Annotated in this window: 14 protein-coding genes; 8 read left to right on the top strand and 6 right to left on the bottom strand. The window is 61.1% G+C overall.

Annotation, left to right across the window (positions count from 1 at the left end; all coding sequences use genetic code 11):
- Positions 1–25 precede the first annotated feature (25 nt).
- Positions 26–460, bottom strand: coding sequence for a pyridoxamine 5'-phosphate oxidase family protein (locus tag IFT66_RS10025; protein WP_113165509.1), 435 nt, complete (start codon positions 458–460; stop codon positions 26–28).
- Positions 461–659: 199 nt separating this feature from the next.
- Here IFT66_RS10025 and IFT66_RS10020 point away from each other — a divergent pair, with 199 nt between their 5' ends.
- The gene (locus IFT66_RS10020) at positions 660–1,169 is read left to right on the top strand and encodes a sigma-70 family RNA polymerase sigma factor (RefSeq protein WP_062460596.1); all 510 of its coding nucleotides are present in this window, start codon (positions 660–662) and stop codon (positions 1,167–1,169) included.
- 21 nt (positions 1,170–1,190) lie between these two features.
- Here the strand turns inward: IFT66_RS10020 and IFT66_RS10015 are convergent, their stop codons facing one another.
- Genes IFT66_RS10015 through coxB form a run of 3 tightly spaced genes read right to left on the bottom strand, consistent with a single transcriptional unit; the run spans position 1,191 to position 4,708 of the window.
- A complete protein-coding gene (locus tag IFT66_RS10015; RefSeq protein WP_092659962.1) occupies positions 1,191–1,535 on the bottom strand; it encodes a hypothetical protein in 345 nt (114 codons plus the stop codon).
- The gene (gene ctaD, locus IFT66_RS10010; RefSeq protein ID WP_192077516.1) at positions 1,536–4,043 is read right to left on the bottom strand and encodes a cytochrome c oxidase subunit I; all 2,508 of its coding nucleotides are present in this window, start codon (positions 4,041–4,043) and stop codon (positions 1,536–1,538) included. It lies immediately after the preceding gene.
- Positions 4,040–4,708: a cytochrome c oxidase subunit II gene (gene coxB / locus IFT66_RS10005; protein WP_274604840.1), complete on the bottom strand. Its 669-nt coding sequence runs from the start codon at positions 4,706–4,708 to the stop codon at positions 4,040–4,042. The genes ctaD and coxB overlap by 4 nt, the downstream gene beginning before the upstream one ends.
- 60 nt (positions 4,709–4,768) lie before the next feature.
- Between coxB and IFT66_RS10000 the strand changes: the two genes are divergently transcribed.
- A complete protein-coding gene (locus IFT66_RS10000; RefSeq protein WP_062460587.1) occupies positions 4,769–5,269 on the top strand; it encodes a DUF2231 domain-containing protein in 501 nt (166 codons plus the stop codon).
- Here IFT66_RS10000 and IFT66_RS09995 read toward each other — a convergent pair.
- Both IFT66_RS09995 and IFT66_RS09990 read right to left on the bottom strand, forming a co-directional pair.
- The gene (locus IFT66_RS09995) at positions 5,247–5,690 is read right to left on the bottom strand and encodes a CopD family protein (RefSeq protein WP_249406417.1); all 444 of its coding nucleotides are present in this window, start codon (positions 5,688–5,690) and stop codon (positions 5,247–5,249) included. The two genes, IFT66_RS10000 and IFT66_RS09995, sit on opposite strands and share 23 nt — an antisense overlap.
- Before the next feature lie 191 nt (positions 5,691–5,881).
- Positions 5,882–6,517 (bottom strand): hypothetical protein, encoded by a 636-nt coding sequence (locus IFT66_RS09990; protein ID WP_192077514.1) that lies wholly within the window; start codon positions 6,515–6,517, stop codon positions 5,882–5,884.
- A 334-nt stretch (positions 6,518–6,851) separates the two neighbouring features.
- Between IFT66_RS09990 and IFT66_RS09985 the strand changes: the two genes are divergently transcribed.
- The 6 genes from IFT66_RS09985 to IFT66_RS09960 all read left to right on the top strand — a co-directional run bounded on the left by IFT66_RS09985 (position 6,852) and on the right by IFT66_RS09960 (position 12,178).
- Positions 6,852–7,028 (top strand): hypothetical protein, encoded by a 177-nt coding sequence (locus IFT66_RS09985; protein WP_165699875.1) that lies wholly within the window; start codon positions 6,852–6,854, stop codon positions 7,026–7,028.
- Positions 7,029–7,234: 206 nt separating this feature from the next.
- The gene (locus tag IFT66_RS09980; RefSeq protein WP_192077513.1) at positions 7,235–8,014 is read left to right on the top strand and encodes a GntR family transcriptional regulator; all 780 of its coding nucleotides are present in this window, start codon (positions 7,235–7,237) and stop codon (positions 8,012–8,014) included.
- Positions 8,015–9,523, top strand: a complete 1,509-nt coding sequence (locus tag IFT66_RS09975) for an ABC transporter substrate-binding protein (protein ID WP_192077512.1) — start codon at positions 8,015–8,017, stop codon at positions 9,521–9,523.
- 67 nt (positions 9,524–9,590) lie between these two features.
- Positions 9,591–10,517 (top strand): ABC transporter permease, encoded by a 927-nt coding sequence (locus tag IFT66_RS09970; RefSeq protein WP_062460129.1) that lies wholly within the window; start codon positions 9,591–9,593, stop codon positions 10,515–10,517.
- Positions 10,517–11,380: an ABC transporter permease gene (locus IFT66_RS09965; protein ID WP_446737878.1), complete on the top strand. Its 864-nt coding sequence runs from the start codon at positions 10,517–10,519 to the stop codon at positions 11,378–11,380. The genes IFT66_RS09970 and IFT66_RS09965 overlap by 1 nt, the downstream gene beginning before the upstream one ends.
- A 9-nt stretch (positions 11,381–11,389) precedes the next feature.
- On the top strand, positions 11,390–12,178 hold the full coding sequence (locus IFT66_RS09960) for an SDR family NAD(P)-dependent oxidoreductase (protein ID WP_192077511.1): 789 nt from the start codon (positions 11,390–11,392) through the stop codon (positions 12,176–12,178).
- Positions 12,179–12,190: the final 12 nt, after the last annotated feature.

Genomic DNA, 12,190 nt, shown 5'->3' with positions numbered 1-12,190 from the left:
CCATCCCACTTGGGGACAGATCAGCTTACAGCGAGATCTGGCCTTCGTCGCTGCCGTCCCAATAGCGGATCGTCTTAGCCGTCACGCGGATCATCACGACACCAGGGGTGTCGATCCCCTCCGGGAAATACCGGTCGAGGTCCTTGGTCCAGTGATCCTTGAATGTCGCTTTGTCGGTGATGAGCGTTGCCGAGCCTTCAACGCCGACAAAAAGCGGCGAACCACCCAGCATGCCGACTGCGCCCGTATAGGTAAGGCCGACTGCGCTGTCGGCGCGGATTTCCGCAATCTTTCTCGACTGCTCGTAGGCGAAGAAATAGCTGTCGCCGTCGTACTCGACGTCGCCGTTGTTGCTCATCGGCCGCGAAGTGAGATTGCCTGATGATGTCGTGGTGGTCAGCATGGCAAAGTCCAGCTTTGCCATCTTCTTCGACAGGTCGTGCAGCGTAAGTTCGGACATGGTTGCTCCAGGTGTTGCTCGAATGGAGTAGCAACTGGCGGTTCTCTCGTTGGTTCCGGTGCGCCAGTCTCGGGCGCCATAGACCGGCATCCGGTCACCTACCTACGTACGTTAACGTACCCTTCCCGGATTGGGCGTCATCGAACGGAACGATGAGCGCAACTGCGACTTGAGTTACCTCTAGTAGGAGGAGACGAGAATGGATGCCGATCTCAGATTGCACCACGAAGTCGTAGCACTTATTCCAGCGCTGAGGCGCTTTGCGATGCGCTTTCATCGAAACGCGACCGATGCTGACGACCTTGTCCAGGAAACCTTGCTCCGGGGCCTCGCGGCGCTGCCTTCGTTCGCCACCGGGACCAACCTCAAATCATGGTTGTTCACCATCATGCGCAACACCCATCATACCGCCTTTCAGCGGGCAAAGCGCATGAGCATCGGAACCGAAAATCTCGAGCACCTCATGCCTGCAGCGTCTTCGCCCCAGGAGTGGGCCATCCGCAAGAGCGAGTTCGACCGGGCATTGATGGCGATGCCGGAGACGTACCGGGATGCCTACAAGCTGGTGATTGAGGACGGCCAGTCCTATGACGTTGCAGCCGATAAATGCAATGTCGCCGTCGGTACGGTGAAGAGCCGGATCAGCCGCGCAAGGCATTTCCTCGCCGCCCAGATGGGCGAGACTGTTTCCACCGTGGCATCGATCTGAATGCCAGATGACCGGATCGCGTCAGGCTGAACACAGTGTCAGCCAGACGACGCCGGTGAAGCAGAAGGCGGTCGAGAACAGGGCGGCGATCGATACGTAGATCGCAACCCCGTTGATAAAGCTGGAGGTCTCGGAAACCGGTGCCTTCAGGCGCGGTCGTAACTGGCGCAGCAGGATGACGACAACCGCCGCAACGCTGGCGATCATCATCGTTATCAACAGCAGCCGGAGCGGCGATGTCCAGGCTCCAAGGTTGCCACTCTGCCAGTCCAGGCTGCAGCCGGTCGCCTGAACCGCGTAGATCGTCAGGAATGCACCACTCCAGACCACGAACGCCGAGATAGCAAGCAGAAGCGGATGGCGCATCTATAGGCCCCCTTCGCCGATCAGGCTTTGCAGAGCCAGATAGAATGCCGCGGCACTGATGCCAGCTGCTGCCGTATAGTCATGCCAGAGCCTGCCAATCCGGAGATCAAGGGAGAGAATAGCCTTCCTGTTTCCGATGCTCGTCCAGAGAGCGTGGGCCGCAAACACCGCGCCGATGGTCCCGTGCAGGGCTGCATAGATGAAGATCACGAACATGGAGGCGATCGCGGCATGGCCTGACGGCGCGGGGAGGACCAGCAACGCGATGGCGAGGAACAGCCCGGTCGAGATCAGGTGTCCGAGCAGCGCCAGCGCGCTGCCCACCGTCACTGCCCCGTTGCGACGTGCGGCGAGACGACCTCCAACACAGCTCATGATCATTCCGCCGACGGCGAGCGCCAACAGCTTCACGTCGACGACAAAGCCGGCCGGCGGCCAGTTGGGGGCGGAAACCCACAGGAAAAGGCAGCCGAACAACAGGGATATGTAGAGCGTCGCATCAGCGACAAGCGTGAGAACCATCGCCAGATAGGATGGCGGCGTGCTCGCATGGAGGTGAACCGGCACGCTTAACCCATGCCCGATCGGAACGAGATCGTTTTCGACGGGGAGGGGGTCGCGGCGTGTCCAAAGCCAGAAGCAGGCGATGATGGAGATCAGCGCCAGGGGCGTTGCCCAATAGAGCTTGAACAGCATCATCAGGAAAAATGCGCCTGTGGCGATCGCGGTCCAGAGCGGCAGGTATGTCTGGCGCGGCAGCATCACCACCTGGTCAGGCTCTCCCGTTATCGGATCCACGCCCAGCACTTCCATGCGATCATTGCGGGGCATGCCGAGATAACCGCGTCCAGCCGCAAGGTAGGGGCCGAGCGTATTGGGATCGAGCAGATCTGCGCGTTTGTCGATCCGCGGAATGGAAGCGAAACTGTAGGACGGAGGGGGTGTCGGCATCGCCCATTCCAGCGTGCCGGCCTTCCAGGGATTTCGTCTGAACGGCCGACCGAACTTGAACAGAAGGATGAAATCGAGCGCCACCAGCGCAAACCCCATCGCCATGATGAAGCTTCCCATCGACGAGATGAAATTCAGGGTCTCCCATCCGAACTCGGTTGGATATTCAAAGACACGCCGCGGCATGCCGAGAAGACCGGTCAGGTGCATGAAGAAGAAGGTGACGTTGAACCCGATGAAGATCATCCAGAACGCCGCATTCGACAGGTGTTGAACGGGCTGTTTTCCGGTCAGATGCGGCAGCCAGTAATAGGCCATCGCCAGCATCGGGAAGATAAAGCCGCCGACGAGAACGTAATGCAGGTGGGCAACGACGAAATGGGTATCGTGGGCCTGCCAGTCGAACGGCACCATGGCCAGCATAACCCCCGTCAGGCCCCCGATGACAAAGACGAAGAAGAACCCGAAAATATGCAGCATCGGAATGGAAAAGCGCGGGCGTCCATGCGCCATGGTGGCGAGCCAGGCGAAGATCTGGACCGCCGTCGGCACGGCGACCAGCGCACTCGCCGCCGAGAAGAAGGAGAGCGCCACATGCGGTATGCCGACCGTATACATGTGATGCACCCAGAGGCCGAAGGACAGAAACGCCATCGATACGATGGCCGCGACAATCACCCGGTAACCCGCGAGCGGCGTGCCTGAGAGCACGGGGAGAATGGTCGAGATCGCGCCGGCTGCGGGCAGAAAGATGATGTAGACTTCCGGGTGACCGAACAGCCAGAACAGATGCTGCCACAAAAGCGGATCGCCGCCTCGCGTGGGGTCGAAGAACGGCAGGTCAAAGGCGCGTTCCACCTCGAGCAGGATCGATCCGAGGATGAGCGGCGGAAATCCGACCAGCATCATGGTTGCGACCACGAGCATGTACCAGGCGAAGATCGGCATCCGGTCAAGCGACATGCCGGCGGCGCGGATCTTCACGATCGTCACGATGATCTCGACGGCAGCGGAGAGGGCAGAGATCTCCACGAAGGTGATGCCGAGCAGCCAGACGTCGGAATTGATTCCGGGAGAATAGACCGATGAAGATAGCGGCGTGTACATGAACCAGCCGCCGGAGGGCGCAACGCCGCCGATCAGCGCGCCGATCAGGATCATGCCGCCGAACAGGTAGCACCAGTAGCCGTAGGCCCCGAGACGGGGAAAGGCGAGGTCGCGGGTGCCGAGCAGTTTCGGCAAGAGGTAGATCGCCATGCCCTCGAAGAAGGGGATCGCGAACAGGAACATCATGATGGTGCCATGCATCGTGAACACCTGCCCGTAGGTCTCGGCGTCCATGAACACGCTGTTGGCGGAGGCAAGCTGGGTGCGGATCAACATTGCCAGGATGCCGCCGATCGCAAAGAACACGAGAGCGGTCAGCATGAAACGGACGCCAACCACATTGTGGTTGACGGCGGCGAGACGACCCCAGCCGGGCTTTCCAGCCCATAAGCGGTCCAGCGCGCGATGCAGCGCAATCGGGTCGTGCCCGGGCGACGTGGGGTCGGTCATCGGGCGAGTTCCCCGATGATTGCCTTTTCGAAATCGTCAGCCGTGTGCGCCCGCACCTCGAAACGCATGCCGGCATGTCCGGTGCCGCAATATTCCGAGCAGACGCCGCCATATCGTCCGGGTTGGTCGGCGCGGATGCGCAGCCGGTTGGCATGGCCGGGAACGGCATCGATCTTGCCGCCGAGGCGGGGAACCCATAAACTGTGAATGACGTCCTCGCTTTCGGCGATGATTTCGATAGTTCGGCCCGCCGGAATATGCAGGAGGCCTGTTGCGGTCCGGCTGCCCGGCAGGGACGGGTAGGAGAACTGCCATTGCCACATGCTGCCGACAGCCCTGACCTCCAGCACGTCCTCTGTCTTCGCGCTGCCGCCGCTCAACAGAAATTCGCCTTGGGAAAACGCATATAAGGTCAGTGCGGTGAGGACGGGCAGGGGAAGAACGAGGCCGCCCCATACAATCCAGCCGCTCTGGGAGAGGCCGCGTCCAAAATGCGGCCGAAACAGGGTGGCGGCAAAGAGCCCGACGACGAGGGTAAAGAGGACGACAGACCCCCACAGCATGACCCACCACAGCTGCGCAATCGAACCCGCGGATGGTCCGGCGGGGTCGAGCGCCGAGAGGTCGCCGGTGCAACTGCTGAGCGCTGCAGAAACAGAGACCAGCGCGAGGACGCGGAACCAAGTGCGGACCTGATGGATTTGCCCTGCGAACGGAGGGACGTAATGAAAGACGATACAGAAACGACGAACCCGGTCGTGGCCGATGTCAGGGACAAGGATGCCAGCTCGGCAATTGCCGTCGCCGGGCACCCGCTGCATGCGATGAGCGTGCACTTCCCGATCGCCCTTGCCTTCATAACGCTTGCGGTCGATGCGCTGTTCTGGTGGTCCGCCGATCCGTTCTGGCTGCGGGCCGGTCTCTGGAGTTCCGGTGGCGTCTTCTTCTTCGGTCTCGCAGCCGGTGCCGTCGGCACGATCGAACTTTTGTCGGTGCCGGGCATTCGCGGCCGCGTCGCCAGCTGGGCACATGCGATCGCCGCGGTGACGCTGATCGCCTGCGCCGGCCTCAACTGGGGTCTGCGGGTCACTGGCGCCGGCGACGTGTTGCCGCATGGAATTCTTGTGTCTCTGCTCACCTGCATCATGACGGGCATGGCTGGATGGCATGGCGGCAAGCTGATTTTCGATCATGGTGTCGGCCTCATGGTATCGGCCAAGGACTGATGCGTTCGGCCAGCGTGCGCAGGCCGCCCGGGCGCATGAATTCGCCGGGCAATTCCAGTCCGATACACGGTTTGGCGAGTGCGACGAAAACGATTGCTCCGACGACCGCGGTGGTGACGATGGTTGTTGCAACAAAGCGCCAGACGGGATACGTCTCCCCCTCCTTGAAAAGCCGGATGATGATCAGGCCGGTCAGGACATGCAAGATGGCAAGCAGGCCAACGAACAGCAGCTTGATCGAAAACCAGCCAGCAAACGTCTGCTGTCCAAAAATCAGAGCCGTGCCGCTGGCCACCGCCACGAAAGCCGCGGGCGAAATGATCGCCACATAGGCGTAGCGTACGATCATCTGAAGACGGTAAAGCGCATCCTTATCCTTCACATGGGCACGTTGCACGTAAAGGCCCGGCAGGCTGATCAACCCGGCTGCCCAGATGGCAATCGTGGTGATGTGAACGAATTTCAGGAATGCGATGATCAATACCGGCCCAATGCATGACGGATGTGGTGCAAGCGTGCGTAAATGGAGCCGTGTACCCGTCTTTCCAGGACACGAATCTGTGAGGACCTCGTAGCGGCCGTCCGTGCGCGGGGAGATCGAAGGCTGTGGGACTATCCGAGCAACCCGTCGCGCCCGAATTCTTCCCAGCCCGACAGGCCCGCGCCCTCGTTGTCATCAGCCGTTTTTCCAGCCGTCGATTGGCGTTTGGCGGCGGTCTTCAGCGATCGGGTCAGCTTCGTCTTGAGCGCGGCCCGCCGTCTGTTTTCCGCCGCCATCGCCTTGTCGTCCTCACGCCACTCGTCGACCGTGCCACCGTCGAGCAGCTCTTCGACGAGGCGGGGATCGAAGACATGGAAGGTGATCTTCTTCGCGCGTCCCGCCAGCCGCACGGTGCGAGTTCCGGCGCTGGGCAAGCGGCCATCGGTGAGCCAACGAAGTCGCTCGGTCGGGGAGATCGTCAGGATATCCTGGATTTCGCGCGGTATCACGGCGAGGCTTTCGATGCCGACGAGCGCTTGGCTGACAACGCCCGACACAAAACGAAATTCGGTCTTCGACGTCTCGGGCATCGCAAGCACAAGGCTGCCTCCATCGAGATCCAGCAACTTGCGCGAAGCGGCAGGCAGCCGCGCGCGGATCTCCAGCAGGATCCCCTTGGCGCGGACCGCCGAGCCGAGCGTCGCCTTGGGAGGCAGGGGCCACTGTTTAAACAGTTCCGGCGCCTCATTCGTCTTTTGTTTTGGCATCAGGGATAAATGGTCCGCCGGGTCTCTAGCGTCAATGCCGTTGTTGGCTGAGACTTGGCCGATGCTGTGCGTTGTACGAAACACAGACGAAACGCTCTCATTTGGCTGTGTCGGCAAAGACTGTGCCTCCAACTTGTTAGGAACACATTCTCATGACATGGTCTGCGCATCGGCATTGCTGATGAGCGTCGGGCTATTCGATGTTCGCAACTGCCGCTTTCGCTTCCTACCTTTGACCACGGATGTACTGGCACCGGTGAATGAAGCGACGATGAGGAAGGTCGGTGCAATTTTGCCCGGCCTTTTTTCATTCTAAACATACCGAAAGACAATCATGAAAAAGACCGATGCGGCGCTGCTTCTCAAGAAGGCTGAGCGACAGATTGCGAATACCAGCGGCGGTGGTCATCTCGGTGGCACAAATCACGGCCAAGGCTATGATGCCAAGACGACCGGCGCGCACAGCCAGGGCCGCAAGGCGTCGCCCCGTGGCGGCTCTGCCAAGAAGTAAACGAGCTACCAGACCATTGATCAGACCCGTCGTTCACCACGGCGGGTTTTGTCGTTTTAGGGCTTGGGTATTCGGCGACCGCGCTTTTAAGCGCTGGTTTCAGCATTTTGGCACAATTACTTCGGTTTGCGTACCAGATTGGAAAATTATCGCTTTCCCAACGCAAACTGGGATGTCAGACTTTGCATCTGAGAGGGCAGATCGCAATGTTGGATACAGATGCATATGCATCTCCCGCGCCGCCGGAAGGCAAGGCGGGAGTGGCGGAACGGGCGTTGAGGAGCGCGATCGTCGGTTGCGTTCTGATGCCGGGAGAGCGTCTGTCGGAGACTTCGCTGACCACCGAATTCGCGCTCGGTCGCGGTGCCGTACGCGCCGCACTGGCGCGGCTGAAGGCGAGTGGGCTTGTATCCTCGACTGCCCGCAGCGGTTGGCAAGTCGCGCCGGTTTCGGCAGCCGAGATCCGCGAGCTGATTGCCGCCCGCCGCCACCTTGATCCGATATTGTGCTCGGCTGCTCTCGACGACGCCGCCAAACGGCGGCTGACCACCTTGTCCCAGATGCATATGGCGCTGCTGCAGCGGCCGGATCTGGTTGGCGATGTGCTGCCCACCATTCGTCGCTGCGAGCGGGACATGCTGGATCTCCTCGTCAACGCCCTCGGCATGCCTGTCGTCGCGGGTTTTCTTGCGGACCTCTGGGATCGCTCCAACAGGCTCGTGAACTTCTTCGAGCGGAGCGGGCGCGCAAAATTTCTGCCGACGAGGTTTTCGTCTTTCGCGGAGGCTCTCGTCGAGGGCCGCACCGCCGATGCAATCGCACATCTCGCGTCCGCCAACGCGGCGCTGGAAGCCTATCTGCTCGATCGCTTTCTCGAAACCGACGCGATGGTTGGCCGCAAGTCCGGCCGTCGCGCCGCGAACAAAGATAAACCGGGTCGCAATCAGCGACCTCAACCGCCCACTGGAAAAACAAGGACATTGTAGATGATGATAGTCAGTCGTTCGATGCGCGCCTCTCTGGCAGGCCTGCTTCTGGCCTGTTCGCCAATGGTCCTGTCCCAGGCAATGGCCAAGGATCAGCTGGTCGTTGATCTCGTCAACGAGCCTTCGTCGCTCGATCCGCACAAGCAGTGGAACCCGGACAGCTATTACGTCTACCGCAATATCTTCGACAATCTCGTCACCCGTGACGATGCCGGTGCCATCGCGCCGCAGATCGCCACCGAGTGGAAATATTCGTCCGACAGCGAAATCGTCTTCACGATCCGCAGCGACGTCAAGTTCCACGACGGCACGCCGCTGACCGCCAAAGACGTGGCGTTCAGCGTTAACCGCATCATCGACAAGAAATTCGCCAGCCCGCAGCTCGGCCAGTTCAACAAGATCCTGTCGGCGGAAGCGACCGGCGAACACGAAGTAACGTTGAAGACGGATGGCGCCTATCCGGTGCTGCTCGCCCAGCTCGTCAAGCTGTCGATCGTGCCGCAGCACGTCGTCGAGGAAAAGGGCAATGACGGCTTCAATGCCGCGCCTGTTGGTTCCGGTCCCTACAAGTTCACCGCATGGCAGCGCGGCGTTTCGGTTTCACTTGCCCGCAACGACGACTATTGGGGTGAGAAGGGCGTGTTCCCGACCGCCGAATTCCGCGCCGTGCCGGATGCCGCCACGCGCATTGCAAACCTCGAAGCGGGCGCCAGCGACCTCGTCGTCGGCCTCGATGCGGATCTCTCCGAGCAGCTCAAGAGCTCAGGTGCCGCCAAGCCGCTATCGGTTCTGACCGAGCGGATCGGCTATGTGAAGCTCAACCCCAATCTGCCGCCATTCAACGACAAGCGCGTGCGCGAAGCGGTCGCCCGCTCCATCGACAAGCAGGGGATCGTCGATGGTCTTCTGGGTGGCGTCGACAAGCCGCTCGACCAGATGGCGACATCAGCGCATTTCGGTTACGTGGAAGGCCTCAAAGGCTACCCTTACGATCTGGACGAGGCCAAGCGCCTGATCAAGGAAGCGGGTGCGGCCGGCAAGTCGGTCGCCTTCGCGACATCTCCGACATTCGACCAGCGCATCGTCCAGGCGGTGGCGCAGATGATCAGCGATACCGGTCTGACCGTCAACATCGAGATGACGGATATGGCGACCTACCTCAAGAAGGCCCAGAGTGCGCCGGCAAGCCAGCCGCCTATCTCCTTCGGGCGCTGGTCCTGCGCCTGCCAGGATGTTGATGGCGTACTGTTCTCGCTGCTGCATTCATCCAGCGCGTGGGCTTCGATCGCCGACCCGAAGATCGACAAGCTGCTGGAAGACGCCCGCAACACGCTGGATGAGAAGAAGCGTCTCGAAGCCTACAAGACGGTCAGCACCTACGTCGTTGAGGAGGTGCCGATGGTGCCGATCTATCAGGCGGCGATCATCTACGGCGCAGCGAAAAACCTCGAATGGCAGCCGACGGCAAACGAAAGCCTGTTTCTCAACCGGATGAAGTGGACCGATTGATTTCGGTTCAGGGCCGGCCCCGGTTTCGGGGCCGTTTTGCCCGCAAGTCACGAAGTGGACTGCAATATTGCCGGCATTCTTCCTCAAGCGCGCGTTCCAGGCCCTGATCGCCATTATCGGCGTGATGACGCTGATCTTCTTTCTGCAGCGGCTTGCGGGGGATCCCGTTCTGCTGCTGGTGCCTGAAAACGCCACCAAGGCGGATATCGAAGCTCTGAGGGCGTCGCTCGGTTTCGATCGGCCTCTTTCGGTCCAGTATCTCGAATATATGGGCGCGCTTCTGACCTTCGATTTCGGCCGCTCCTATGTCCAGAACGTGCCGGTCTGGACGCTGATCGCCAGCCGTCTTCCCTATACGCTGATGCTGGCCGGCGGCGCGCTCGTTGTCGCCTTCGGCGTCGGCATCCCCCTGGGTGTCGCGATGGCCGTCCGCCGCGGCTCGGCGGATGCCAAGGCGATGATGGGCGTGGTTCTGGCGGGACAGTCGATGCCGACATTCTGGAGCGCCATCCTGATGATCATGGTGTTTGCAGTGTGGCTGGGCTGGTTGCCGCCATCCGGCGCTCGCGACTGGCCAAGCATCATCATGCCGTCGATCGCACTCGGTCTTCTCTCCATGGCGACCTTCGCCCGTGTTTCGCGCACCGCGGTGCTGGATGAACTGGAAAAGGATTATGTCCGCACCGGCCACGCCAAGGGACTGCCGATGATCCGCATCGTGATGCGCCATCTGCTGCGAAACGCCGCGATCCCGGTGGTAACCGTTGCAGCTCTCGAAATCGCCAATCTGCTCGCGGGTGCCGTGATCGTCGAGACGGTGTTTGCGTGGCCGGGGCTCGGCCAGTTGACCGTGCAGGCCATCAACGCGCGCGACTTCATGCTGGTTCAGGGCGTCGTTCTGCTTGGCGCCATCACGGCCATCGTTCTCAACCTTGTCGCCGATCTGCTCTACAGCATCATCGATCCGCGCATCCGCATCGAAGGGAGCGCCTGATGGCAGTATCCACTCCCGCACCGCGCGCGGCGTCCCGGTCACGGCGCATGCCGTGGACCGTGGTGCCCTTTGCCGCCATTCTGGTCGCTCTGGTGCTGATGGCGATCTTTGCGCCTCTCGTGGCGCCTCTCGATCCCAATGCCCAGAACCTTCTGGCGCGCTTGAAGGCGCCTGGCTTCCAAAGCCGGGGCCTGGTCTATTATCTCGGCTCGGATGAACTCGGCCGTGACGTTCTCAGCCGGACGATCTATGGCGCACGGGTGTCGCTGCTGGTTGCCTTCGCCTCGGTCATCCTGTCGGGCATTTTCGGAAGCGCGCTCGGCATGATCGCCGCCTTCTACCGCGGCTGGGTCGAAACCATCATCATGCGGCTGGTCGATATCGTGTTGTCGGTGCCTGCCATTCTTCTGGCAATCATCACGGTTGCGGTCCTTGGCCCGAGCCTTTCCAACGTAGTCATCGTGCTCGCCCTGACGCGGTGGCCTCGCTATGCGCGCGTCGCCTACGGCCAGACGCTGTCGGTCGCTAACATGCCCTATGTCAGGCTCTCGCGGTTCATGGGCGCCGGGTGGTTCCGGCTGCTGTGGCGCCACATCCTTCCCAATATCGCCGGCGGCCTGATCGTCGTTGCGACGCTCGAGTTCGGCCTGATGGTGCTGTTCGAGGCCGGACTTTCGTTCCTCGGCCTCGGCGTGCAGCCGCCAACGGCGAGCTGGGGCGCAATGCTTTCCACCGGCCGCAACTATGTCGGGTCCGCCTGGTGGATCGCGACATTTCCGGGACTGGCGCTGTTTCTGCTGGTTCTCTCGATCAACCTGATTGGCGATCATGCCCGCGACCGCCTCGATCCGCGTGGGCGATAGGAGTACTTCATGAGTTTCGAAAATGAATTCAAGGCCAAGAAGGTCATCGTCACAGGTGCCTGCGGCATTATCGGTGGATGGATCGTCGATGCGTTTGCGCGCGAAGGAGCCGAGGTCTGCCTGACCGACCGCGATGCCGAAAAGCTTAAGGCGAAACTGGCGACGCTGCCGGGAACCGGCCATGTGGCGATCGCCGCCGACCTCACCGATACCGGCTCGATGACCGCATTTGCTGAACAGGTTTCGGGACGCTGGGGCGCGCCGGATATCCTCGTCAACAATGCCGGCATCTATCCGTCGGGGTTCCTGCTCGACATCTCGATCGATGACTGGGACGACATCATGGGCGTCAATCTGCGCGCGCCGTTCCTGTTGTCGCAGCTGTTTGCCAAGCAGATGATCAGCGCAGGCAAGCCGGGCTCGATCGTCAACATCTCGTCTGGTGCCGCGCGGAAAATGCGCACGACGGTGGTTCCCTACTGCACTTCCAAGACCGCACTTGATCGCCTGACCAAGGGTTTTGCGCTGGAACTCGCTGAATACGGGATCCGCGTCAATGCGGTGGAGCCGGGGTTCATTTCCGGCAGCGATGTCAGCGCGCTGGCGCAGGATCATATCGACACGGTCACGGCCTCCATACCGCTTGGCAGAACGTCGTCCGCGCAGGATGTCGCGTCGGCGGTTCTCTACGTCACGTCAGCGGGCGGCGCCTACATGACCGGCGCGACCTTGACCGTCGACGGCGGCAATTCGATCGGCTCCCAGGTCGTTTTCCAGGCAAAGAAAAAGGCGCTGTAACAAGCGCGTTCC

This window comes from Rhizobium sp. CFBP 13726, from assembly GCF_014841925.1.
Taxonomy (GTDB): domain Bacteria; phylum Pseudomonadota; class Alphaproteobacteria; order Rhizobiales; family Rhizobiaceae; genus Neorhizobium; species Neorhizobium soli.
This window is presented reverse-complemented; position numbering and strand designations above follow the sequence as displayed.